The organism is Komagataeibacter swingsii, from assembly GCF_003207895.1.
Taxonomy (GTDB): Bacteria; Pseudomonadota; Alphaproteobacteria; order Acetobacterales; family Acetobacteraceae; genus Komagataeibacter; species Komagataeibacter swingsii.
On record NZ_NKUB01000004.1, the window covers coordinates 84,424 to 109,421 of the forward strand.

The 24,998-nt window shown below is 61.7% G+C and carries 22 protein-coding genes; 9 read left to right on the forward strand and 13 right to left on the reverse strand.

Annotated elements, in window-relative coordinates:
• Nucleotides 1–125: 125 nt before the first annotated feature.
• The 3 genes from CFR76_RS05095 to CFR76_RS05105 form a co-directional block, all read right to left on the reverse strand.
• A complete protein-coding gene (locus CFR76_RS05095) occupies nt 126–1,607 on the reverse strand; it encodes a sugar porter family MFS transporter (RefSeq protein ID WP_110556152.1) in 1,482 nt (493 codons plus the stop codon).
• Between the two features lie 64 nt (nt 1,608–1,671).
• A complete protein-coding gene (locus tag CFR76_RS05100) occupies nt 1,672–3,102 on the reverse strand; it encodes a protein adenylyltransferase SelO family protein (protein WP_110556153.1) in 1,431 nt (476 codons plus the stop codon).
• A 28-nt stretch (nt 3,103–3,130) separates the two neighbouring features.
• Nucleotides 3,131–4,189: an enoyl-CoA hydratase/isomerase family protein gene (locus tag CFR76_RS05105; protein WP_110556154.1), complete on the reverse strand. Its 1,059-nt coding sequence runs from the start codon at nt 4,187–4,189 to the stop codon at nt 3,131–3,133.
• A gap of 121 nt (nt 4,190–4,310) precedes the next feature.
• Here CFR76_RS05105 and CFR76_RS05110 point away from each other — a divergent pair, with 121 nt between their 5' ends.
• The 5 genes from CFR76_RS05110 (at nt 4,311) to CFR76_RS05130 (ending at nt 7,653) form a co-directional block, all read left to right on the forward strand.
• Nucleotides 4,311–4,805, forward strand: coding sequence for a flavin reductase (locus tag CFR76_RS05110; protein ID WP_025439846.1), 495 nt, complete (start codon nt 4,311–4,313; stop codon nt 4,803–4,805).
• A gap of 84 nt (nt 4,806–4,889) precedes the next feature.
• Nucleotides 4,890–5,030, forward strand: a complete 141-nt coding sequence (locus tag CFR76_RS05115) for a hypothetical protein (RefSeq protein WP_244191790.1) — start codon at nt 4,890–4,892, stop codon at nt 5,028–5,030.
• Nucleotides 5,031–5,093: 63 nt separating this feature from the next.
• On the forward strand, nt 5,094–5,591 hold the full coding sequence (locus tag CFR76_RS05120) for a transcriptional repressor (protein ID WP_110556156.1): 498 nt from the start codon (nt 5,094–5,096) through the stop codon (nt 5,589–5,591).
• Between the two features lie 56 nt (nt 5,592–5,647).
• Nucleotides 5,648–6,193: a hypothetical protein gene (locus tag CFR76_RS05125; protein WP_244191791.1), complete on the forward strand. Its 546-nt coding sequence runs from the start codon at nt 5,648–5,650 to the stop codon at nt 6,191–6,193.
• A gap of 44 nt (nt 6,194–6,237) precedes the next feature.
• A complete protein-coding gene (locus CFR76_RS05130; RefSeq protein WP_110556158.1) occupies nt 6,238–7,653 on the forward strand; it encodes a sugar porter family MFS transporter in 1,416 nt (471 codons plus the stop codon).
• Nucleotides 7,654–7,894: 241 nt separating this feature from the next.
• Here CFR76_RS05130 and CFR76_RS05135 read toward each other — a convergent pair whose 3' ends face one another.
• The 4 genes from CFR76_RS05135 to trpB form a co-directional block, all read right to left on the reverse strand.
• On the reverse strand, nt 7,895–9,217 hold the full coding sequence (locus CFR76_RS05135; RefSeq protein ID WP_110556159.1) for a bifunctional folylpolyglutamate synthase/dihydrofolate synthase: 1,323 nt from the start codon (nt 9,215–9,217) through the stop codon (nt 7,895–7,897).
• A gap of 21 nt (nt 9,218–9,238) precedes the next feature.
• Nucleotides 9,239–10,108, reverse strand: a complete 870-nt coding sequence (accD, locus tag CFR76_RS05140; protein WP_110556160.1) for an acetyl-CoA carboxylase, carboxyltransferase subunit beta — start codon at nt 10,106–10,108, stop codon at nt 9,239–9,241.
• A gap of 203 nt (nt 10,109–10,311) precedes the next feature.
• Nucleotides 10,312–11,148 carry a tryptophan synthase subunit alpha gene (trpA, locus tag CFR76_RS05145; RefSeq protein WP_110556161.1) on the reverse strand — a complete coding sequence of 279 codons (837 nt, stop codon included), beginning with the start codon at nt 11,146–11,148 and terminating at the stop codon, nt 10,312–10,314.
• Entirely contained in the window at nt 11,145–12,374 is a 1,230-nt protein-coding gene (gene trpB, locus CFR76_RS05150) for a tryptophan synthase subunit beta (protein WP_110556162.1), read from the reverse strand. The genes trpA and trpB overlap by 4 nt, the downstream gene beginning before the upstream one ends.
• A 199-nt stretch (nt 12,375–12,573) precedes the next feature.
• Between trpB and CFR76_RS05155 the strand changes: the two genes are divergently transcribed.
• Nucleotides 12,574–13,539, forward strand: coding sequence for a magnesium transporter CorA family protein (locus CFR76_RS05155; protein ID WP_110556163.1), 966 nt, complete (start codon nt 12,574–12,576; stop codon nt 13,537–13,539).
• A 46-nt stretch (nt 13,540–13,585) separates the two neighbouring features.
• Here the strand turns inward: CFR76_RS05155 and CFR76_RS18670 are convergent, their stop codons facing one another.
• Nucleotides 13,586–13,708, reverse strand: coding sequence for a hypothetical protein (locus CFR76_RS18670; RefSeq protein ID WP_279628922.1), 123 nt, complete (start codon nt 13,706–13,708; stop codon nt 13,586–13,588).
• Here CFR76_RS18670 and CFR76_RS05160 point away from each other — a divergent pair.
• Nucleotides 13,707–15,020, forward strand: a complete 1,314-nt coding sequence (locus CFR76_RS05160) for an outer membrane beta-barrel protein (RefSeq protein WP_110556254.1) — start codon at nt 13,707–13,709, stop codon at nt 15,018–15,020. The genes CFR76_RS18670 and CFR76_RS05160 overlap by 2 nt on opposite strands.
• Nucleotides 15,021–15,178: 158 nt before the next feature.
• Here CFR76_RS05160 and CFR76_RS05165 read toward each other — a convergent pair whose 3' ends face one another.
• From CFR76_RS05165 to CFR76_RS05175, 3 genes are all read right to left on the reverse strand, one after another.
• The gene (locus tag CFR76_RS05165; RefSeq protein ID WP_146222639.1) at nt 15,179–16,591 is read right to left on the reverse strand and encodes a hypothetical protein; all 1,413 of its coding nucleotides are present in this window, start codon (nt 16,589–16,591) and stop codon (nt 15,179–15,181) included.
• An 80-nt stretch (nt 16,592–16,671) separates the two neighbouring features.
• Complete coding sequence (locus tag CFR76_RS05170; protein ID WP_244191792.1) at nt 16,672–18,132, reverse strand: discoidin domain-containing protein; 1,461 nt, start codon at nt 18,130–18,132, stop codon at nt 16,672–16,674.
• A gap of 26 nt (nt 18,133–18,158) precedes the next feature.
• On the reverse strand, nt 18,159–20,291 hold the full coding sequence (locus CFR76_RS05175; RefSeq protein ID WP_244191793.1) for a phosphatase: 2,133 nt from the start codon (nt 20,289–20,291) through the stop codon (nt 18,159–18,161).
• A 362-nt stretch (nt 20,292–20,653) separates the two neighbouring features.
• Between CFR76_RS05175 and rho the strand changes: the two genes are divergently transcribed.
• Nucleotides 20,654–21,964 carry a transcription termination factor Rho gene (gene rho, locus CFR76_RS05180; protein WP_025439835.1) on the forward strand — a complete coding sequence of 437 codons (1,311 nt, stop codon included), beginning with the start codon at nt 20,654–20,656 and terminating at the stop codon, nt 21,962–21,964.
• Nucleotides 21,965–22,130: 166 nt separating this feature from the next.
• Here rho and CFR76_RS05185 read toward each other — a convergent pair whose 3' ends face one another.
• Nucleotides 22,131–23,102 (reverse strand): quinone oxidoreductase family protein, encoded by a 972-nt coding sequence (locus CFR76_RS05185; protein WP_110556166.1) that lies wholly within the window; start codon nt 23,100–23,102, stop codon nt 22,131–22,133.
• A gap of 32 nt (nt 23,103–23,134) precedes the next feature.
• The gene (locus tag CFR76_RS05190) at nt 23,135–23,590 is read right to left on the reverse strand and encodes a methylated-DNA--[protein]-cysteine S-methyltransferase (RefSeq protein ID WP_110556167.1); all 456 of its coding nucleotides are present in this window, start codon (nt 23,588–23,590) and stop codon (nt 23,135–23,137) included.
• 73 nt (nt 23,591–23,663) lie between these two features.
• On the opposite strand from CFR76_RS05190, the gene mnmE reads away from it, so the two are divergent.
• Complete coding sequence (gene mnmE / locus CFR76_RS05195) at nt 23,664–24,998, forward strand: tRNA uridine-5-carboxymethylaminomethyl(34) synthesis GTPase MnmE (RefSeq protein ID WP_208623937.1); 1,335 nt, start codon at nt 23,664–23,666, stop codon at nt 24,996–24,998.

Below are 24,998 nucleotides of genomic sequence, written 5' to 3' on the forward strand. Positions count from 1 at the left end.
CCTTTTTGAAAAAAGGCGGCACCCAAAAACTTTTATCACTTTAACCTGACGCAAAGCGGGCGTTCCCTGACCGGAACGCCCGTTTTTTCAAAGGTGCCAGCCGTATGTGGCGGCGTTGGATATTATTATTCCTCTTCCTCGACAATGGCGGTATTGCCGCGTGTCGGGCGGAAGCGGCCTTCGCGCAGGGCTTCCTCGATATCCTCCAGCGAGGCCCCGCGTGTTTCAGGCACCATGAAATACACGAACAGGACTGACAGCAGGTTGACGCCGGCATAGAACCACATCGTCCCCCCCAGCGTGATCTTGGTCACCAGCGTCAGCGCCGTGCTGGTCACCAGCAGGTCGCTGCCCCACAGCATGGCCGAATGCAGGCTGGTGGCGTTGCCGCGCATGGACAGCGGGAACATCTCCGCCCCCAGCAGCCAGCCCACGACCTGGATGCCACCGGCGTTGAACACCATGAACAGCAGCATGAAGGCGATGATCAGCCAACTGCCCATGCTGCCGGGCTGCGGGTGCAGCAGGAACATGATGCCAAGCCCGATCAGGCTGACCACGCTGCCCGGCCCCATGACCAGCACCAGCCTGCGGCGGCCGATGCGGTCGACAATGTTCGACCCCAGCACCGTCATGACCAGATAGATGATCGAGATGCCGATGCTGGCCATCAGTGCGGATGAACTGCCAAACCCCGCATCCGACAGGAAGGTCGGCGCGTAGTAGATCATCATTTCCAGACCACCTGCCTGCGTGAAGAAGGCGACGCCAAGGGCGGCGACAAGGGCCGGGCGCACCCAGGGCTGGCGCAGGCCACGCCAGCCACTGTCGCGCGGGTCGGTTTCCTCGTTCGCATTGGCGTGGATACGGCGCATTTCGCGACGGATGTCACGTTCGGAGGTGCGGATGCGCTGTAGCTGCTCCAGCGCGGAATCCAGACTTTCATGCTCCGCCGCCCAGCGCGGGCTTTTGGGCAGGAAGAACATGGAAACGAACACGACGGCGGCGGGAATGGCGGCGATTGCCACCATCGGCCGCCAGCCCCATGCATCACGCGCGGCAAAGCCGATGATATTGGCGGCAAAGATGCCGATGCCGATGGCGATGTTGAACATCGTGACCATGTGCCCGCGCTTGTGCGCCGGCGCCAGTTCCGAGATGTACATGGGCACCACCTGCGTGGAGCCGCCAACCGCCAGCCCCAGGAACACGCGCGAGAGGATCAGCGTGTACACATCCGGCGAAAAGGCGCAGGCCAGCGCGCCCAGCACGAAAATGGCCGTGACGATCATGATGGACTTGCGGCGCCCGTAATGTTCGGACATCCACCCGGTCAGCAGCGATCCCATCACCGCGCCCGCCAGAATGGCGGAGGCCACCATCTCCTGATAGAAACTGCTGAGGTGGAAATCACGCGTGATCAGCAGCAGCGCGCCCGAGACGATGCCGGTATCGTAACCATAGAGGCCGCCACAGATTGCGGCCACGATGGCTGCGAGCCATAAGGTCTTTCGCGCGTTGGGGGAAATCTCGATCCGGGACATGTCGGGCAACGGTTCCGTTGCCGGTGGCGTGGGGTGCTGTGCGGGTGGGGTCTGGTTATTCATGCGGGTGCCTGTTCCTTCCTTCTTTTTATAATTCGTCCGTCACGGCCGGGTTCCCGTCGGTGCATCAGCCGTCCCGGGGGCGGTGGGCCTGCAGGGCGGCCTTCATGCCGGCGACCTGACGCATTGCGTCATGCAGGCGGGACCAGTCATCGGTCGCCGCGATCGGCTGCCAGATGGCTTCCACCGTCTCGACAGACATCACGCACGCGGCCCCATTGTGGAAATACGGCTGCGACAGGTCGATGCCCCGTGCCGGTTCATGGTGCATGATCCGGTCGTGCAGGGGGCGAAAACTGTCCTGCGCATAAAAGTTTCCACGCGGTCCTGTTACGGCACGTTTCTGGCTCTGTTCGCCACCATACCAGTCAAAAAACGGAAATTCAAATCCAATCTGGCTTTCATCCATGAAAGAAAAAAGACATTCGCGCAGGTCGGTGGATGATTTTCTTGAATTCTCTTTCAGTCCAAGACGATTGAGCACTGAAATATCAAGAAAACGTTCATATCGTTCCCAGAAGTCATCAAAAATACTTTGGATTTTCTCAAGCGTGGAAAGGGAGAGCAGGCATTCCCCCAGGCGCGCGACGTTCCACATCATCGCCTCGGGCTGGCGGCCATAGGCATACAGGCCGGAATGGTCGAAATAGGCGGCGGTGAAGGTCGGGTTGAACGTGGGTACAAACCGCCAGGGGCCGTAATCGAAACTCTCGCCGGTTATGTTGATGTTATCGGTGTTGAGCACGCCATGCACGAAGCCCGCGGCCATCCACTGCGCGGTCATTTCGGCAATGCGGGTCGTGGCGGCGTCATACAGGGCGGTGGCGGGATCGGCGTTGCCCGTCAGGTGGGGATAATAGGTTTCGATCACGTATTCCACCAGCCGGGTCAGGCTGGCGCGGTCGTCATGGGCGACAAGGCGCTGGAACGTGCCGATGCGGATGTGGGAATGGCTCAGCCGCGCCAGCACGCATGACCGCGTGGGAGAGGGTTCATCGCCACGATGCAGGTTTTCGCCCGTTTCCACCACGCTCAGCGTGCGGGAGGTGCGCACGCCCGCCGCGTCCAGCCGTTCACTGGCCAGGATTTCGCGCACGCCCCCCTTCAGCGTCAGGCGGCCATCGCCGCCGCGCGACCATGGCGTGGTGCCGCTGCCCTTGGTGCCGATGTCCAGCACGCGGCCGTCCATGCTGTCTTCAAGCTGCGCGAACAGGAAGCCCCTGCCATCGCCAAGGTCGGGGTTGTACGCACGGAACTGATGGCCATGGTAGCGCAGGGCCAGTGGCTGCGGCAGCGATCCGGGCAGGGGGTCGAAATACCCGAAATGGCGCACCCATTCGGTATCGGTCAGCGTGTCCAGGCCGATGCGGGGCGACACGTCATTATTACGGTAGCGCAGGATGTGGGCGGGGAAGGCTGCGGCCCGCACCACGTCATAGAATTCGTCCCCCAGTCGGCTGTGATGGGTCAGGGGCGTGTAATGGTCGGAAAATGGCATTTCTATATACTTCGCGTGTGATAATAAATTATTGCCCATCCGGTCCGGCGGTTACCAGACCCAGGGGCTGACAGGCATGGTGGCGCAGGCAGGCTGCAATATCATGCGGGCGAACGGCATCGACGCGGTCGGGTATCCAGCGTGGGGCATTATCCTTGTCAATCAGGCGGGCGCGCACGCCCTCGGCAAAATCCGGGCGTTGCAGCAGGTGGCAGACCAGCTGGAATTCCTGCTCCAGCACATGGTCCAGGTCCGGCAGGTCGCGGGCGGCATGCCAGGCTGCCAGGGTCAGGCACAGTGAAAACGGGCATGCACGCCCCAGCGCGGCCAGATCATCGCGCGCCCATGCGGCCGGATGGGCGTGCAGCCTGCGCAGCAGTTCGGGCATGTCCGGTGCCTCATATACAGGGGCAATGGCCGCCGTATCCGGGCCTGCGTCCATGGGTGCGCATGGCGGCAGGCTGTCCATCACCGTGCCTGCGGGCTGGTGGGTCAGGGCGTGCCTTATGGCGTCCAGCGTGCCGGAATGGACCATCCGGTCGGCAAAGCCCGCGTCAAGGGCCTGTGTCGCGTTCATCCGTCCCCCCGTCAGCGCAAGGCGCAGGCCACCCAGCCCCGGCGCGCGCGACAGCAGATAGGACCCGCCCGCATCCGGCGTCAGCGCAATGGCGGTTTCGGGCATGGCAAGGATGGCGCGTTCGGTCACGATCCTGTGGCGTACATGCCCGCCCAGCCCGATGCCGCCCCCCATGGCGATGCCATCCATGAAGGACACCACCGGCTTGGGATACCCCGCCAGCACGGAGGCAAGGCGGTAGCTGCGCCGGAACGGCATGGCCCCGTCTTCCAGCCCCCCCGTTTCCAGCCGCCTGCGGATGGCGCGGATGTCGCCCCCCGCGCAGAAGGCGCGCGGGCTTGCGCTGTCGATCAGCACGGTCTCGATGGCGGGGTCGTTGCGCCAGGCCCGCAGGCAGGCGTCGATGCCGTCCAGCATGTCCATGTTCAGGGCATTGAGCGCTGATGGCCGGTTGAGCGTGATGCGGCCCAGCCGACCGGCATGGCTTATGTGGATCAGTCCGGTGTTCATGATGTCTCCTTGTACGGTTTGCTGTGTTCAACCGGTACAGAATGCGCTACCCCCGCTATCGTCCGGCGTCACGGCTGCGTGCGGACCACAGGCATGCAACAGCTACCGAGGCATAAGCACCATGGGGATTGACGCCCTCACCTTTCGCAACGCCATGGCGCGGCTTGGCGCGGCGGTAAATGTCGTAACGACCGGAACACTCGATGATCCGGCGGGTTTTACGGCCTCCGCCGTCTGTTCGGTCACCGATACGCCGCCAACCGTGCTGGTCTGCCTCAATCGCAATTCACGGGTGCGCGATCGTTTTCGTGTCGATGCGGCCATGTGCATCAACGTGCTCGCCGCCGACCAGCAGGACATATCCGGCGTGTTTGCAAGCCCGCTGGAACAGGCGGAACGATTCCGTTCCGGCCACTGGGACACGCTGACCACCGGCGCGCCCGTGCTGGATGAAGCAGTGCTGTCACTGGATTGCCGGATCGAGCGTATTGTGGAAGTCGGCACCCACAGCGTCATGTTCGGCGCGGTGGAAAGCCTGCGCAACAGCAGCCCGCGCGGTGGGCTGGTCTATTTCAACCGTACCTACCATATGCTGCCCCATGATGGGGATGAATAGGCTGGCCGGTCCGGGTTAAGGAAAAATCCAGCCTTTTGCCCCATGACGGGCCGGATGGACCGACAGACGCAGGGAGACGACGGCATGGAGGATACACCCGACAGGGCAGGCATGCGCACGGACCGGGTTCCTGTCTTGACGCTGCGCGGGCTGATCTGGATACATGCTGGCCTTGCCCTGTTCATGGTGCTTATGGCCATGTGGGCGGATCACCTGCCGGACTGACCCCGCCCGGGCCGCTATCGGGCGCGGGCGGCATGCCGGCAACCGGAGACAGGAGCACCAGAAGTGGCCCGCACGATACAGACGGCCGGAACCGGTCTGCCCGATGGGGTGGAAGCCCTGCTTGATCAGGCGGCGGCCGTCTGTCTGGCGCGCGCCGTCAGGCTGACGGAAATCCGCAGGCTGGTGCTGGGGCTGGTACTGGCGGCGGACCGGCCGCTGGGGGCCTATGACCTGCTGGAACAGATCCGCGCGACCCGTGGCAGGCCCGTAGCCCCCCCCACGGTGTACCGGGCGCTGGACTTCCTTATGGAACAGGGGCTGATCCACAAGATCGAACGCCTGTCCGCCTTTGCCGGGTGTCGGCACATGCTGGAATCCGGGCATGCCTGCCATGGGCATGTCCATGCCGCGCAATTCCTGATCTGCAGCAGGTGCGGATGTGTGACCGAACTGGATGATCCCCATATCCTCAAGGCGCTGCTGGAGGTTACGCGGGCGCGTGGTTTTTCGGTCCGCCAGACCACCATAGAGGCGGAGGGCCTGTGCGCGACATGCGCGTAACGGACCGGATCTGACCGCAACAGGCCGTAACGGCCCGTCATGGATGGGGCACGGACATGGTGCAACGCCGAAAGGGCCGGATGGCCGAACTGCCCTTTGCCGCCCTTGCGCGCAGTCGCAGGCCCCGCCGGGCGTCGCGGCGCCCGGACGCCCCGCCCGCGACACCGCCCGGCGGCGGCCAGCCCGACCTGTTTGCCGCCCCCATGCCCGGCATCCGGCCCGTGCTGACCTATCTCGATACCGCGGCAATCGGCCTGGGCCGGGTGGATGTGCGCCAGTGGCGCGCGGGCGCGGAGGCGGACGGGTATCTGTACCATGTGACGACGCAGGCGGACCTGGAAACGATACAGGCCCGGGGCACCATCGTGTTTTCACCGCGCGCGCCGCTGGTGCTGACCGAACGCCCCGGCGTGGCGCCATGGCTTGCAAACATGATGGAAGTCATGGAAACGGACGATATGGCAGGGCATACAGCGGATATTCCGGTCGTTTTTAGGGTAAAACGATTTGTAATCGATGAATTGCTGGAACATGATCCTGACCGGACGCGACGACATGGTGTATCGTTCTTTCTACTGACCGGCCTTACCCGGCAGGAATAATCTGATCACCGGCAACAAGAAAAAGATCAAAGGACCGGACCTAGATGGAAAATCAGCCCGCAGCTACCGGATTTGACACGGCACGGCTGCGCACCCTCATCATTGGCTGCCTTGCGGCCCTTGCCGGCCTTATGGCCGGGCTGGATATCGGGGTCATATCCGGTGCGCTGGACTTGGTGGCCCGCACATTCCATGCCAGCACGCTGCAGCAGGAATGGATCGTCAGCGCCATGATGGGGGGGGCGGCCATAGGCTCCCTGTGTGGCGGGTGGATGTCGCACCAGATCGGGCGCAAGCATGCGCTGCTGGTGGGGGCGGCGGTATTCGTGGCGGGGTCACTGGCCTGCGCGCTGGCGTGGTCGATCCCGTCCATGATCGCAGGGCGCCTCATCATGGGGCTGGCGATCGGGGTGGCGGCGTTCACGGCCCCCCTCTACCTGTCCGAAATCGCCAGCGAACAGGCGCGTGGCGCCATGATCTCGACGTACCAGCTCATGATTACGGCGGGGATTTTCATCGCGTTCCTCAGCAACACCATGTTCAGCTATTCCGGTAACTGGCGCGGCATGTTCGCCATCGCCGCCGTGCCGGGGGTGCTGTTCCTGATTGGCGTGCTGTTCCTGCCCTACAGCCCGCGCTGGCTCATGATGCGTGGCCGGCGCAAGGAAGCGCTGGAAGTGCTGGTGGACCTGCGTGACGACCATAGCGCCGCCATGCAGGAAATCCAGAACATCAGCCGACAGCTCCAGCAGAAGCAGCGCGGCTGGAGCCTGCTGCGCAACAACCGCAATTTCCGCCGTTCCATCTTCCTGGGCATGGCGCTGCAGGTCATGCAGCAGCTCGCGGGCGTGAATGTGGTGATGTACTATGCCCCCAAGATCTTCGCGCTGGCCGGTTACGTTGGTCCCGCGCAGTTGTGGTGCACCGCCATGGTGGGGCTGGTGAACATGTTGGCCACCTTCATCGCCATTGGCCTTGTGGACCGCTGGGGGCGCAAGCCCATCCTGTACACCGGCTTCATCATCATGGCCGTGGGCATGGGCTGCCTTGGCTTCATGCTGAACCGGCCCAACCTGGGGCAGACGGAACAGATCATTTCGGTCTTCATGCTGCTGATCTACATTTCCGGCTTTGCCATGTCCGCCGGTCCCCTGATCTGGGTCCTGTGTTCGGAGGTGCAGCCGCTTCAGGGGCGTGACCTTGGCATTTCCATCTCCACGCTGACCAACTGGATCGCCAACATGATCGTGGGGGCGAGCTTCCTGTCACTGCTGCAATGGATGGGGAATGGACCGACCTTCTGGCTGTTCGCCGGCTTCAACCTGTTCTTCGTGCTGGTGACGTGGCGCTTCGTTCCCGAAACCCGCGACATGTCGCTGGAAAAGATCGAGCAGCGCCTGATGGCGGGGCTGCCGCTGCGCGAAATCGGGCAGGGCAGGCCGCTGCCGGACAGCAAGTAAGCAGCAGGCCGGACGGCATCTGCGCCGTAGCCGGTATGGGAACGGGTGTGGCCTTTCCGGCTGCACCCGTTTTTTATTGTCTGTCTGTACCCTGCGCCGCGCCCTGGCGTGTCGGAAAGGGACGGGCCACCGGGGATCGTTTCAGAATAAAAGTTTCCTGGTGCCCCTTTTTCAGACAGGCGGCGTTTCCTGAAGCTTTTTGAAAAAAGCTTCACCAAAAACTTTCTTATATCGTGCCGTTTCAGTCAGGCTGCCAGCCATCAAGCTGCAGGGCGACACCGGCCAGGTACAGGCTGCCACATATGATGACACGGGCAGGCGGCGCATCCGGCCCTGCCGTGGCCGCCAAGTGCGTCAGGGCGGCATGCAGGGTAGGGCCAGCCGTGGCCCGGCCCCCGGCCGCCGCGATGATGTCCGCCACGGGCTGCGCCAGGTGCTGGTCCTTTTCCGCCACGGCCTGGATGGAGGCAGCGCGCGGCAGCAGGGGCGACAGGAAACCGGTGGCGTCCTTGGTCTGCTTCATGCCGATGACCAGATGGGTGGGGCGATCCGCCCATTCCGCCATCACCTGTGCCAGCACTTCACCCGCGCCGGGATTGTGGCCGCCATCAAGCCATAATTCCCAGCCCGCGGGCAGCAGAGCCGCCAGATGGCCGGACAGGTGTTGCATCCGCGCGGGCCAGCGTGCCTGTGCAATACCCGCCCATGCCTGTTGTGGCAGGGGCAGCCCACTGGCGCGCAGGGTGGCGATGGCAAGGCCCGCATTGTCGATCTGGTGCGCGCCACGCAGGCCGGGCAGGGGCAGGTCCAGCGTGCCATGATGGTCATGGTAGCGCAGGCCGGCGCCATCCGGGGCGGGGGCGATGGACCATTCATGGTCCCGCCGCCACAGGGGGCTGCCATGCGCGTGCGCCGTGCGGACGAGTACGTCCATCACTTCGGCTGGCTGGCGGCCGGTGGTGACGGGCGCGCCCGGTTTGATGATGCCTGCCTTCTCGGTCGCGATGGCCCCCAGCGTATCGCCAAGGAAGGCCTCGTGATCCATGGAGATGGCCGTGATCGCGCACGCCGTCGGATGGTCCAGCACATTGGTGGCGTCATAACGGCCGCCCAGCCCGACCTCGACAATCGCAAGGTCGGCGGGATGGCGCGCGCACAGCACGAAACCCGCCGCCGTCAGGACTTCGAACACCGTAATGGGCGCGCCCGCGTTGACCTGTTCGATTTCTTCCAAGACACCGGCGAGTTCGCGTTCGCTCACGATCCGGCCCGCGATGCGGAAGCGTTCGGTCACATGCACCAGATGTGGCGATGTCAGCACATGCACCCGCCATCCCGCTGCTTCGGCCACGGCGCGCATGAAGGCGCAGGTGCTGCCTTTCCCGTTGGTGCCCGCCACATGCACGACGGGCGGCAGGTGGCGTTCGGGGTGGCCAAGGCGCGCCAGCAGCGTTTCCAGCCGGGCCAGCGACAGGTCGATCAGGGCCGGATACAGCCGGTTGAGCCGTTCAAGTATCTGCCCTGTCCGGCCAACGAATTCCGGTCCAAGCGTGGGGGCTTTCATGGGGTGCGCCCTTGTCCGGGGTCAGGCCGCGGGGCGCGGCGCGATGTGGCGGTAGTTGAGCTGCCCGATCAGGTGCCCAAGCGTCACGGGCAGGTCGCCCCGCTTGACCACCATGTCCAGCATGCCGTGTTCCAGCAGGTATTCCGCGCGCTGGAAGCCTTCAGGCAGCTTTTCGCGCACCGTATCCTCGATCACGCGCTGCCCGGCAAAGCCGATCAGGGCATTGGGTTCGGCAATCTGCACGTCACCCAGCATGGCGAAGGATGCGGAAACGCCCCCCGTGGTCGGGTTGGTCAGCACGACGAAATAGGGCAGCCCCGCTTCCTTGAGCATCTGCACCCCCACCGTGGTGCGCGGCATCTGCATGAGGCTGATCATGCCTTCCTGCATGCGCGCGCCACCGGATGCGGTAAAGACGACCAGCGGCGACTGCTGCAGGATGGCCAGGCGGGCGGCGGCCAGGAAGGCCTCGCCCAGTGCCGCACCCATCGTGCCCGCGATGAATTCGAACGCCATGACGGCGACGACCGCGTTATGCCCACCGATCCGCCCATGGGCCACGGCCATGGATTCATCAAGCTGGGACTTGGCGCGTTCATCCTTCAGCCGGTCCGTATAGCGCTTGCGGTCGCGGAAGGAGAGGGGGTCAACCGGCACCCTGGGCAGTTCGATGCGGGTATATTCCCCGTTATCGAACGTCCATTCCAGCCGCTCGGGCACGGTGGCGCGCATGTGGTAGCCGCAATGCGGGCACACGTTCATCGCCTTGCGCAGGTCCTTGGTCAGGATCATCTGCTCGCACGATTCGCAGTTGGTCCACAGGTTGTCCGGCACTTCCCGCTTGAGCAGGCCGCGGATCTTGGGGCGGACATATTCGGTCAGCCAGCTCATGTTGCCTCTCCCTTAAGCTTTCTGGAGGCCTGTTCCATACAGGCAGATGAATGATTGGGCCAGATTGTCATTGCCGGGGCCGTTTGGGAAAACCATTCGTGAAACGCCCCGCAAGGCATGAGAAAGTTTTTGGTGAAGCTTTTTTCAAAAAGCTTCGGAAAGACGCCGCCTTTTTGAAAAAAGGCGGCACCCAAAAACTTTTATTATTTTGTGACGGCTTTGCTTACGGCATGCACCGCGTCCGCCAGTCCGCGCAACTGCTCCAGCACCGCAGGTACGGTGCGGGCTGTTGCCTTTCCATCCGCATCCAGCGTGCCTTCAAGCGTGTTGAGCAGCGCGGAGGCCACGACGGCGGCATCGGCCGCGCGCACGGCGTTTGCCGCAAGGTCCGGCGTGCGGATGCCAAAGCCGATGGCGATGGGCAGGTCAGTGGCGCGGCGCAGGCGCGGCAGGGCATGGGCCAGTTCATCGGTGCTGGCGGTGCGCGTGCCCGTCACCCCGGTGATGCTGACATAATAGACAAAGCCCGATGCGCCATTGAACACCACCGGCAGCCGGTCGTCCGGCGTGGTGGGGGCGACAAGGCGGATGATGTCCAGCCCGGCTGCCGCCGCAGGCCCGGCCAGCAGGTCGGCTTCCTCCGGCGGCATGTCAACGACGATCAGGCCGTCCACGCCCGCCGCCTTCGCATCCACGCAGAAGCGTTCGGGGCCATAGGCCTCGATGGGGTTGGTGTAGCCCATCAGGATGATCGGGGTCTCGTTATCGCCTGCGCGGAAGGCCGCGACCATTTCCAGCACGCGCTTCATGGTGGACCCTCCCTTCAGCCCGCGCAGCGCGGCCTTCTGGATGGTCGGGCCATCGGCTGACGGGTCGGAAAAGGGCACGCCTACCTCGATCAGGTCCGCACCCGCGCCGGGCATGCCGCGCAGGATGGCAAGCGACGTGTCAAAATCGGGGTCGCAGGCCTCGACATAGGGGATCAGGGCGCCACGGCCCTGCTGGCGCAGGGTGGCGAAGCGGCGGGCGATGCGGCTCACAGTTTCACTCCCAGATGTTCGGCGACGGTGAAGATATCCTTGTCCCCCCGGCCGGAAATGTTGATGACGATGATCTTGTCCCGGTCCATGCCGGGCGCGATCTTCGCGGCATAGGCGATGGCGTGCGCACTTTCCAGTGCGGGGATGATGCCCTCGGTCCGGGTGCAGAGCTGGAAGGCGTCCAAGGCTTCCTGGTCGGTCGCGCCGACATATTCGGCGCGCCCGATGTCACTGAGCCATGAATGTTCCGGGCCGACACCGGGGTAATCAAGGCCCGCGCTGATGGAATGGGCTTCGGTGATCTGCCCGTCCGCATCCTGCAAAAGATAGGTGCGGTTGCCGTGCAGCACGCCGGGCCTGCCGCGCTCGATGGAGGCGGCGGTGCGCCCGCTGTCCAGCCCGCAGCCCGCCGCTTCAACGCCGATCAGCCTGACTTCGGGGTCATCAAGGAAGGGATGGAAAATGCCCATGGCATTCGATCCGCCACCAATCGCCGCCACGATCACATCAGGCAGGCGCCCTTCGGCGGCCATGATCTGTTTCTTCGTTTCCACGCCGATGATGGACTGGAAATCGCGTACCATCTGCGGATAGGGGTGCGGCCCCGCCACGGTGCCGACAAGGAAGTAGGTATCATGCACGTTGGTCACCCAGTCGCGCATGGCTTCGTTCATCGCATCCTTCAGCGTGCCAGCACCTGCGGTAACGGGCACCACTTCGGCCCCCAGCAGCCGCATGCGGAACACGTTGGGCTTCTGGCGCTCGACATCGGTGGCGCCCATGTAGATCGCGCATTTCATGCCGAACAGCGCACATACGGTCGCGGTGGCGACACCGTGCTGGCCCGCGCCGGTTTCAGCCACGATGCGGGTGCGGCCCATGCGGCGGGCCAGCAGGATCTGCCCCATGACGTTGTTGAGCTTGTGGGAGCCGGTGTGGTTCAGCTCCTCGCGCTTCATGTAGATTTTCGCGCCGCCAAGCTGTTCGGTCATGCGGCGCGCGAACCACAGCGGACTGGGACGACCGACATAATCCTTGAGGTAATAATCCAGTTCACGCCGGAATTCGGGGTCCGCCTGTGCCGCCTTGTACGCGCCGTCCAGCTCCAGCAGGAGCGGCATCAGGGTTTCAGCGACAAACCGGCCGCCAAAAATTCCAAAACGGCCGCGACCGTCCGGCCCGCTGCGCAGGCTGTTGGCGCCTGCCTGTATGTCTGTTGCGCTCAACTTCGCTACTCCGCAAGAAATAGGTGCGTGGCTCAATGGTATCATCATGCATGCAGCCGTCCCGGGCCGCGTATCTGGCGGTTCTGGACCGGATGGCGGCAAAATACCAGCCCCGCCGTATCGGGGGGCATGTCATGATTTGACATGTTTGCTGTCACATGATGGATGAACAACGACCCGAACCACAGAAAGACCGCCCATGTTTCTAGCCCATCGTCCCGGTGCCCCGGCCCGGACCGTTACGACTGCGGAGGATGCGGCCGGTGCGGCGTGGCTGGACCTGCTCAGCCCCACCGAGGAGGAGGAGGTTCTTGCCGCCGAGGTGACGGGCCTGCGCGTGCCAACCCGCGCCCAGCTGGATGAGATCGAAAGTTCATCACGCCTTTTCATGGAAGGGAATGGCGTCTACCTTTCCACGCCACTGGTGCGCAAGACGCCGGATGACTTTTTCGTATCCCCCGTGGGCTTCGTGCTTATGCCCAACCGGCTCCTGACCATCCGTTATACCGGGTTCAGCGCGTTTGACGTGGTGGCGCGGGCGGTGGCGGGACAGGCGCCGCCGCTGGCTTCCAACGAAGTGGGCATCATGCTGCTGGAAGCCATCGTGGACCGGCTGGCCGATATCCTGGAACATCTGGGGCAGGCGCTTGATGGCATGTCCAAGGATGTGTTCCAGTCGGAGGAACCAAGCCAGGCGCAGGCGGGCGCGCTGCTGCGCAACATGCTGCGCCGGGTTGGCCGGTCGGGCGACCTGAGTTCATCCGTGCGCGACAGCCTGCTGGGGCTGGAGCGGATTTCCATTTTCCTGGGGGAAAACAAGCGCCATGACCTGTCCGAACGGCTGCAGTCGCGGCTGGCCACGGTGGAGCGCGATATCCGTTCACTGAACGATTTCGTATCCCAGACGGCCAACAAGGTGCAGTTCCTGCTGGATGCGACGCTTGGCTTTATCAGCATCGAACAGAATAATGGCATGAAAATCCTGACCGTGGTCAGCTTTATTGGCGTGGCTCCCACGCTGGTAGCGGGCATCTATGGCATGAACTTTCATGATATACCCGAACTGAACTGGAAATACGGCTACTGGTATTCTCTGGTTCTCATGGCGGCGACGGTGGTGTTGCCGCTGATCTGGTTCTGGCGGCGTGGGTGGCTGGGGAAATAGGCGTTCCGGCTTGATATATCGGCTTCATTATTATTATATTATCGAATCATTTCAATGATTTAGGTTTCAATGGCAAAAGAAACAAAATAAAAGAAAATTCATGAATGCCGGAGCGCGCGCGAATGATCGGTGCCTGCCCGGGTATGCCGGGGGAGGGAAAGGCCATCATGAAACCGAACCGTACGCTGGGGTGTTTTCTGGTCATCACCGGTATCCTGGGTGGGCTGTCCACCACGGCGCGTGCGCAGGTTTATGTCTTTTCCGGCCTGCGGCATGACAGCAATACGGGCCTTGCCCGGTGGCTGGGCGACATTACCCTGAGCGCGCAGATTGAAGGCGGGATCATGGCCAACCCCGCACGCCCCCAGCCCGGTTACAACTATGGCGACTTCATTGCGGACCATGCCAATCAGGTCCAGCTGAACCAGGCTGAATTCACACTGCAAAAGGCGATCGACCCGACCCGCAGCACATATCAGGTCGGTTTTACGCTGGAGGGCATGTACGGTTCCGATGCACGTTATTACCAGGTCCTGGGCATCAGTGACCGGGAATGGAATGCCCGTTACCAGTTGATCCCCGCGCAGGCGCACATGGATGCCCACCTGCCATGGCTGACGCATGGCGGGCTGGACATGCAGGCGGGCATCCTGCAGGCCCCGATGGGGGTGGAAGGGCTAGACCCGACCTCCCGGCCCTTTTACACGCTGGCCTATACATCCGAATATTCCGTGCCGTTCGAGCATGTGGGCGCGATGTTCAACTGGCATGTGACGCCCGTCGTGGATGTGACGTTCGGCATTGATACCGGCAACCAGACATCGTTCGGGCATGCGGACAACAACAGCGCGCCGGCCGGGTATTTCGGCTTCAACCTGAACCATCTGGCCCATGGCAGGCTGCGCATCGTGGAACTGAGCCGTGTGGGGCCTGAAAATTCGTGGCGCGCCATCGGCCACTACGAAGCCGATCATACCCAGCGGTTCTGGAACGATATCAGCGCCTATTACCAGGTGAATGACCGGCTGAGCCTGACGGCGGAATTCAATTACCTGCATGATGAAGGCACGCGGGGCATCGGCGCGCGCGGGCAGTTTGCAGGCGTGGATGCGGAAAGTTTCATAAGCTTCCTCAGCTACCGCATCAACCGCGACCTGACCTTCAATTATCGCGGGGAAATATACCGCGACAACAACAACGCCATGGTTGCGACCTTTCGCGGGAACAATTCGTACATGGAGGCGCTGGCCGGAACGGGGGGGGCAGTCGTGCCCGGACCGTCCGCTTCCAGCCATGGCACGACATATGGTGAAATGACGCTGGGTGTCAGCTATCGCCCCCAGCTTGGCCACCACATCGGGGTCTTCATGCTGCGTCCCGAAATACGGTTTGACCGCGCACTGAACGGCACCATGCCGTTTAACGGGGGACGCAACAATGGCATGTTCACCTTTGGCGGGGATGCGGTGATCGGGTTCTGATCTTTTGGCGGCGGCGTGAAAAGCCTGCCTGCGTAATATCAATAAAACAACAAAGTGGTTTTTTGCGAATATTTTCAAAAAAACAGTGGAAAATTCCACTTAATCTGAAAATGATATTATCTTGGCTGTAATGTTTTATTTTAAACCGACCTGTCGTTTCAGGGCGTTATTTCTGTAAGTTGCAGGTGATACCATCGCCCCTTTTCATATATGGCGGGGGCATGGCTGTCGGCGTCATTGACGATTTCCCCTTCTTCGGGGTGGGGCAGGGTCCTGATCTGGGCGGCATGAAGTGAGGGCAGTGCCAGGACGGAAGATAATGTCAGGGCTGGCGCGCGCAGGGTGCCGCTGTCATCCACCTGCAGCAGCGTTTTCTGGTCGTGGCGGTATTCCAGCGCATGCGTGGTGGCGCTGTAGCTGAGGGTATGGCGGTTCTGGCGGGTAGCCGTACCATCGGCGGACAGGTCGAGCGGCACGTCGGCTGGAATTCGCAATGCGGCGCACAGGGGCGGGGTTGCGCAGGTCATCTGCGACAGGTCGATTGCGGCATTGAGGTAATGGGCATTGGTGCTGAGAAACGAGCCATATGACACATCCTGCCCATCCTGCAGGTAGATCCCATTGCCAATGCTGGTGGCATGGGGTTCACCCCATTTCCAGCCTACCGTGCCATCAGTGATATCATCTGCCGCATGCCGCCAGGGCGGGGGCTGATGGCCTGTTTTGCCGCCATGGGTGACGACGAACATCGACACCACGCCATGGTCATCGGTCTCCTTGATGACATCACCCGGCTGGTAGCCGGCAAAATCAGGGGCCCAGTTTCCAATGGGTTCATTGGTGCCGCCACCAAGGTAGATGAACTGCCGGTAGGCCGCCGTGGTGGGATTGTAGCGTATGGCGGGGTTGTCGGGTCCGTTGGCCAGCAGGTCCACTTCCAGCCCCACGAGCGAGAAGGCGCCGGGGCTGTGGCCATCATTGCGGGGCAGGGTGCCCGTGTGGTCGGTGGAGCGGATGTCGATGCCCCATGTCGAGTCCCACCCATACACATCGGTATAGGTTTTGAGCGCCACGTCATTGGTGGAATAGGTATGCTGCCCGTGTGAATACAGGTGGCTTGCCAAGCCTACGGTGGACGCTGCGGAATCTGCTTCGCCCGTGGCGGCTATGTTCAGCGCCGGAATTTCGTCACGCCCGCCCCACCCGGTCACCGGGTAGCGATGGTGCACATCAAGCATCAGGTTGAGGACGGGGGCATAATCCTCTTCCTCGCGTACGCATTTGATGGCCTGCAGGCTGCCCTGGAAGAAGCCTGAATGCACATCTCCATCCCCGATGCAGGTAATGCCGCTGCCTGTGGGGAAACCGGCATAATCAACCCGGCCGATGTCTTTCCAGTACATGTGCCTGCCCCGGATATGGGGTGGGTTCCACCATTGGGGCAGCAGGCCGATGGGCAGGTTGACAATCGACTGGTTGGGCAGGGCCTGGTACATCTGCGCCAGCAGGCGGTCATCTTCCGTGCCGCCATCCATGACAATGCCAAAGGCATGCGGGTCTATGCTTGCCATTTCCCCGCCAGCAGGCGCCCCCCACACAGAAGCAGGGGTGAACATGACCGTGAGGAGGCAGGCAGGCCATGCCAGGCGCTTCATCGGTAGATTTCGATCTTGTCCAGATGGAGCGCACCCGCAGGCAGCGAAAGCCGCACGAAACGGGCCTGTATGCCACCCGCGCACGTAACCACCAGCGGGTTGCCATCAATCCCGCCAAAGGGGGGCCTGCCCGCATGGTCATACAGTTCGAGGAAGGTCTCCCCATCAAGGGAAACCTCGATCTTCAGTTCCCCTGCCCGTTTCTGCACCAGTTGGTCGGGAGCATAAGGCAGCAGGCGATTGTAGACGATAATGGTCCGTAGCGGCGAAACCTCTTCCAGATCGACCATCCACCACGGGTTATGCTGGATGTCGGTATGGAATTTGTAGCGCCCATCGGGCCTGCCCTGCAGGACGTTGCTGGCATCGAGCACGGGATCGGGGTGGCATGACCAGTCTGAAACCGAACTCTGGGTGGCGCGCCTGTTTTCACTGATATTGTGGCCCGGATCACTGGCCGGGATGAAATAAAGGGGGTCGATGTCGGTAATGCCAGCCTTTTCAATGAAGGCGAGGGGAACCTCATTATCAAGGTAGGGCAGCGGCCCGGTGAGCGATAGGGTGGCACCTGCGTATTGCATGCGCAGTTTCAGGTAAAGCGTCTGCAGTTCGCGGAAGGCTTCATATATATCCTTTATGTAACCGGCATTATGGAAGTATGTGCGATTTTCCCGAATATAGGCAGGGAAGGTGTGATCGACCGGAACGTATTCCGCGAGGTCATTCATGTGCCAGATTGACATGCCCATGGTGATCTGCTGGCGCAGCAGATCAATGTTGCGCATCTTGAGCGGCCAGGGATCGTTAGCGTGGGCGTAGGAGCCGAATTTTTTCAGCAGTTGTTCGATGCCGCCCAGATGCGTGAAATGCCAGCCGGCATCGAGGCAGATGAAAAGCGGGATGCCCGTCTGTTCCACTATGCTTTCCAGATTGAAGCGCGCATAGGTCAGGCTGTCGTGTTCATGGCCGGGCAGGCGGAGGGCATGGATGTGGCGTAGTGGTGCGGCATAGGCCGATTTCCATGAATTGCGGCTGCGCCGCATATTCATGAAATACTGGAACATATCCATGCTAAGCTGGACATAGCCCGGCTGGTGGCGGTTCTGCGTAATGACCGCATGGCGCGGGATCTCGTCCACATCCGAGATGATGACAAAATCATCCGGCATGGCCCCGGCCTGTTCCAGCCCGCGCAGCAGGCATTCACGCTGGTAGCAGTCCCGCACCCACGCATTGTAGCGGTCGGGGAACCGCGTTACGGGTACATGGATGATCTTATGAGCAAAAGGCGCGTAGCGTTCCCTGTGCTTGAGGAACAGCATTTCCTTTGACAGGCCGGTAAAGGTTTCATCCGCTTCGCAAATGACAAAGTAATCGACGACGCTATCGAGTTCATGAAGGCGTATGTCAAGAATGTCGAGTTCATCATAAAATGTGAAGCAGTCGAATACCTTCATGCCACCGTATCCATTTTCATGATGTTTCATGCTGCGGCGGGCACAAGATTCAGGATTTCATCCGATATTTTCTTGTATACGCTGCGATCAAAATGGGGACCGCCATAGGTGTTGTCCTTGGCCAGATCTTCTTCCCCATGCAGGAACCGGTTCACATCAATGTAGGGAAACCCGAATTCCTGGCTCATGGGCTGCACGATACTGTTGATCATGCCAAAGAATTCCAGGATTGGCCTGTCCCGGCCCACGGTGGCATTCAGTCCGACCACAATGACCGTCTTGCCCGCCTTTTTCAGATGGCGGAAAATATGCCGCACGTCGCGGTAGAAGATGTTGCGGTTGAAGCCGCCGACAAACTCGAATTCCGAGCGGAAGAATTCCCATGCCTCGGGCGTGATGCCCGAGATGTCGCGCGCCAGCAGGTCATCATGACTGAGGGTGGTATAATCGAATTTGGCATGCGGCCCTTCAGGCAGGTAGTAGGGCAGTTTGTAATGCCCCATGGGCAGTATGATCCCGGTGGAGCGTGATCGGTACAGGCCGTGGAAGGATTCCTGGGAAAACGACAGCACATACACATCTGCCCTGCCGGTCACGATGTCGGTCTCGAACCGGTTGGGTGGTATGCCCGGTAGACGGGCCAGCAGGTCGCGCACACCGGGTTGGGACAGTTCTTCATGCAGGGCGGCGATACGGGGGGATGAGATGATTTCCCACCCCTGATAGGGATAGTTGGTTTCCTCAATCGTGTTGACGCGGTTGCGCAGGAAGTTTGATGTCATCAGCATGTCGCACGCACCGCGGATGCACAGGGTAGGCCTGTCGCCCTGCGTGGCCGTGTCTGCTGCTGTCGCCACATCGGCATCCGGCACGACGGTGATCCAGTCAACGGGCATGCCGATATCGGAAATGACCTTGCCCTCGATGCGCATGAAGGGCCGTCCCAGCCATTTCCATACAAACTGCTCCACGCCCATGTTCAGCGTGCGGCAGGAGAACAGGAAGTGGAAGCAGCGGTCATGATGGATCATGTAGAAACCACAGATCCCGTAATTGCCGAAATTGTCCGAGACTTTCACGTACCCTACGTTGGTCTGGAACAGGGTGTTCATTTCATCATGGAACTGCGCCCGTGCGGTCTCGATATCTTCCGACCAGCGGCGCTTGGTGAAGTTGAGCTGGTTGGTGCGGTTGACCAGGTCGTGGATGCGGGGGAACTGCTCGTCGATATCGGTATGGAAACTGATGCGCACGCCACTTTCGCGCAGAAACTGCTCGTTATCCCCCTGTGCCGAGCGCAGGGCCTGCTTTTCCTCCAGCACGCGGTAGCGCGCGCGGCGCTGGCACTCCGGGTCGGGTTTGCCGCGCAGGCGGGGGCTGGCCAGCAGGCCGGGCAGGCAGTCGGGTTCTGCCACGTTCAGGCCGGGTACGTAGAACTGTGCTTCCTTCAGGTTCATGACGTTGTCGTCAATGAACAACACGGTTTCTGGGCGTAGCTGGATATCAGCCACCAACTGGCGGATCTGCGGGCCTTTGGCGGTCCAGGCAATGCGGGGGAAGATGAATTCGTCCCATATCCCCATTTCCTGCAGTTTGGCTTGGGCTTCCTCGAATGTGTTTTTCGAGCAGATGGCGTTGACAATGCCGCGCTGGTTCAGCGTGCGTACGATTTCCAGGTTACGGGCAATGGCCTTCACGCCACCTTCCGACAGCGTGCCCTGCCAGAAGGTCTCGTCCAGATCCCAGATCACCAGCCGGATGGCTTCGCTGCCTGTGCCTGCTGGCCTGTCCTGCCCCGGGGGGGGCAGGGCATCAGCCTGTGCGGCGGCAGCCGTTTGTGTGCTGGCGTATTCGGTCAGGCAGAAGAACGTATCCCACGCCGGGTCAACCTGCGGGCGACTGATCAGGGTCAGGCGGTCCTGATCGGTGAAGACGATATCGAAGCGCCAGAACAGGGTGCCGTGTTCATCAAACAGGCGCAGCACGCCATTATCCAGCTGCCATGTGCGTTCGTTTGTGCTGTCAAAGCCCTGTATGCGGCCATCCGCGCCAAAATAGAACAGGGTGCTCAGGACCGGTTCGTTCAGCGCACCCCATGTCCAGCGCGCATTGATCAGCCGGTCACGTGTCAGTAGATCAGAACTCGGCCCGACAAGCATTCCACATCCCCGTTCGTCTTTATTTATCAAATTCGGAAATGACACGTGTAGGAGGCGAGACTGAAAGTTTCGTTAAGAGCCGGGGGCAGGCAGTCATGCTCTGGGCTGGCCCGGGATGCTGTGTCGGGGCCGCGCACCGTGGTTACCGTTATGAAAGAAATTGACATTCGGCGGGTATGGCCTTAAGGTTAACGTGTTCCAGATGGTGCCACTGGCGTATCCGGAATTCCCACCTAATCAGTCAAGCAGCATCAGCCGTTTTATCTGAACATGGTCAGGTGCCCTTTTCTGGCGTGCCTTTATCCCCTGATTGCTGGCTTTTCTTTCCCTTCGTGAACTGCCCACTTATAGGCACATCCTGCATGCAACTCGCCGAACTCAAGGCCAAATCCCCAGCAGACCTTCTGGCTTATGCTGAAAGTCTGAACATTGAAAACGCATCTTCTCTTCGCAAGCAGGAGTTGATGTTCACGATCCTCAAGACGCTGGCCGACAACGATCAGGCCATCTATGGGGACGGCACGCTTGAAATCCTGTCCGATGGATTTGGTTTCCTCCGTTCGCCCGAGGCCAATTATCTGCCGGGTCCGGATGATATCTACATCTCCCCCAGTCAGGTCCGCCGTTTTGGCCTGCGCACCGGCGATACGGTGGAAGGCCAGATCCGCGCCCCGCGCGACGGGGAACGGTATTTCGCCCTGCTGAAGGTCAACGCGATCAATTTCGAACCGCCCGAGGCCGTGCGCCAGAGGATCAACTTCGATAACCTGACGCCACTCTACCCTGAACGCCGCCTGAAGATGGAGGTCGAGAACTCGGCCGTGGGCGGCGTTGCGGAGCCGCCCGCCAATGGCAAGGGAAAGGGCAAGACCCCGAACCGCGATTTCACCTCCCGTGTGATCGACCTGGTCTCGCCCATCGGCATGGGGCAGCGCGCGCTGATCGTCGCCCCCCCGCGGACCGGCAAGACCGTGATGCTGCAGAGCATCGCCTCCTCCATTTCCGCCAACCACCCCGAAGTGTTCCTGATCGTGCTGCTGATTGACGAGCGGCCGGAAGAAGTGACGGACATGGCGCGTTCGGTGCGCGGGGAGGTCGTGTCCTCCACCTTTGACGAACCCGCGACCCGCCATGTCCAGGTCACGGAAATGGTGCTGGAAAAGGCCAAGCGCCTGGTCGAGCACAAGCGCGATGTCGTGATCCTGCTGGACTCCATCACGCGCCTGGCCCGTGCCTACAACACCGTTGTCCCTTCATCGGGCAAGGTGCTGACCGGTGGTGTGGACGCCAATGCGCTGCAGCGCCCCAAGCGCTTCTTCGGTGCGGCGCGTAATATCGAGGAAGGTGGTTCGCTGACCATCATCGCGACCGCGCTGATTGATACCGGCAGCCGTATGGATGAAGTCATCTTTGAAGAGTTCAAGGGCACGGGTAACTCCGAACTGATCCTTGACCGCAAGCTGGCGGACAAGCGTACGTTCCCCGCCATCGACATCACCAAGAGCGGCACGCGCAAGGAAGAACTGCTGGTCGATCGGGCCGATCTGGCCAAGATGTGGGTCCTGCGCCGTATCCTTGCCCCGATGGGCACCATGGATGCGATGGACTTCCTGCTGGACAAGCTGAAATACAGCAAGACCAATCACGACTTCTTCGATGCAATGAATACCTGATCGGATTGTCTTGCGATGGATTGAAAAAACCCCGGCTGTGAGGCCGGGGTTTTTGTTTTCAAAAGAAAAGGTTTTTTGTGAAGCTTTTTTCAAAAGCTTCAGAAGACGCCGCCTTTTTGAAAAAAAGGCGGCACCCAAAACCTTCTGTCATTCGGGCTGTGGACTCTCAGGGAAGCAGGATCGTGCTGCCCGTGGTCTTGCGCGATTCAAGGGCGATATGGGCCTGCGCCGCCTCGGTCAGGGGGAAGGACTGACCGATACGCGGCTTGATGACACCCTGGCGCACCAGTTCAAACAGTTCGTTGGCGGCATGCAGCAGCGCGGGGCGTTGCGCGATATAGGTCGTCAGGGCCGGGCGCGTCAGGTACAGGCTGCCATGGGCCGCCAGCGTGCCGACATTCACGCCCGTCACGGCCCCCGATGCATTGCCATAGCTGACCATCAGGCCGCGTGGCGCAAGGCAGGACAGGCTGGTTTCAAAGGTATCGCGGCCAATGCTGTCATAGACGACCGGCAGCATCCGGCCATCGGTCAGGTCGCTGACCTGTTCCTTCAGCCGGTCCATGCCGATGATGACGTCCGCCGCCCCGTTGGCCCGGGCCAGCTCCGCTTTTTCCGCTGTTGAGACAACGCCAATGACGCGTGCGCCCAGATGGCGCGCCCACTGGCACATAAGCAGCCCCACGCCACCGGCGGCGGCATAGAGCAGAATATCCTCGCCGGGCTGCACGCGATGCACCTCGCGCAGCAGCATGTGCGTGCTCAGGCCACGCAGCATGATGGCGGCGGCGGTCGTGGTGGCGATATCATCGGGCAATGCCACCAGCCGGTCGGCGGCAATGGTGCGGAACGTGGCATAGCCGCCCGGTGTCGTGACATAGGCCATGCGCATGCCGGGCTGGATGCCCTCCACGCCGGGGCCGATGGCGGTTACGGTTCCGGCACCCTCCATGCCGGGCACGGCGGGCAGGGCAGGGAATTTGTACAGTCCGGTGCGGAAATAGGTATCAATGAAATTGACCCCGATCGCGTCCTGCCGCAGCACCACTTCGCCGGTCGCCGGGGTGGGGACGGGAAGCGTTTCGGTGCGGAGGACGTCGGGGCCGCCATATTCGTGGATGCGGATGACGGTATTCATGTCATGTAATCCCTGTTTGAGGTGTAAGGGAATTATGGCAGCGGCGTTGCGGAGAGGGTTTCCAGGTCACGCAGGAACTGCCGGTCGCGCGCGCCTTCATCACCGGGATAGGTTTCGGGATCATACTGGGCGCAGCCAGTGAAATCGATGCGATGGCAGGGGATCATGATGGGAATGGGATTTTCCGAACAGGCGCTGATGATGGTGTCGGTTGAAACATTGGCCAGGCGGGCCGCGTCCTGCCATGAAACCTGCTGGCCTACGGGAATGGTCTGCATGAACTGCCATGCGCGTATCTGCTCGGGTGTGCCATAAGGGGCAAGGGGCAGGCGACATAGCATGGCCTCCCCATCAAAATAGGCATCCAGCCATGTGCGGGCTTCCAGCAGCAGCGGCGTTTCCTCCTGATCGCGGCCCCAGCCCCAGTCCAGCGCCACGATCTTCCCATCCTCGGCAGAGAGGGTCAGGGGGGCGAGTGGCGAATGCATCGAAAGTTGTGGCATGTGTCACCTTGATCAGGACAAAGAGGTGAACGATAACGCCGTTCCCGGAACTGACAAAATGATGATGGCCACCATGGAGATGTTTGTGCAGGAAAGTGATCGTCATCCGCCCGTCATTTTCGCACTGGCCAGTGGCCTGTCCCGCGCCGCCATTGCCGTCATGCGGTTAAGCGGTGCGGGGACCGGCAGGATTGTGGAAAGCCTGTGCGGTCGCCTGCCGGCCCCCCGCCGCGCCTCGCTGCGCGGGCTGTGGCGGCGCGATGGGGAGGCGCCCGTCCTGCTGGATCGTGCGCTGGTGCTATGGTTTCCGGGGCCGGAAAGTTACACGGGGGAAGACAGCGCGGAACTGCACCTGCACGCGGGGCCGGCGGTCATCAATGCCGTGGCCGATACACTGGTCACACTGGGTGCGCGGCCTGCGGAACCGGGGGAGTTCAGCCGTCGCGCCTTTACCCATGGGCGGCTTGACCTCATGCAGGCGGAAGGGATTGCCGACCTGATCGACGCCGAGACCGAGGCGCAGCGGCGACAGGCGCTGGCGCAGGTCGATGGGGCGCAGAGCCGCCTGTACCAGCAATGGGCCGACAGGCTGCGCGTGCTGCTGGCGCATCAGGAAGCCCTGATCGACTTTCCGGATGAGGAACTGCCGCCGGAAGTCGAGCAGGAACTGGTGAACGGCCTGCGGGTCCTGCACGCGACCATGCAGGATTATCTGGCCACGGGGGATGGGGCCGAGCGCCTGCGCCGTGGGCTGGTCTTCGCCATTGTGGGGGAACCTAATGTTGGCAAGTCCAGCCTGCTGAACGCGCTGGCGGGCCGGGATGCCGCAATCGTATCCACCCGGGCGGGCACGACGCGGGATGCGATTGAAATCCGGGTTGTGATGGGGGATGTGCCGGTCACGCTGGTCGATACGGCCGGCCTGCGTGAAACCGATGACGAGATCGAAGCCGAAGGCGTGCGGCGTTCATTGTTTCACGTGAAACAGGCGGATTGCGTGGTGCATGTATTTGCAGGTAATCCTCCCTCATCGCGGCTGGAAGGGGATGGTGTGCTGGTATGCAACAAGACCGACCTGTCGCCCGCGCCTGATGGCGTAATAGGGATCAGCGTGCTCACGGGGGCAGGCATGGATGTGCTAAGGGACGTTCTGGCCGACAGGGCGCGCGCCCTGACCGCTGATCGTGCCAGCGCACCGTTCACCCGTGCGCGGCATCGTGCCGCGATAGAGGAAACGGTGCATCATATCGGTCGGGCACAGACGATGGCGTGGCCGGAAATGCGCGGGGAGGAACTGCGTCTGGCCATGCGCGCCCTGGGGCGGCTGACGGGGGCGGTGGATGTGGAAGCCCTGCTGGATACGGTATTTGGCCAGTTCTGCATTGGCAAATAG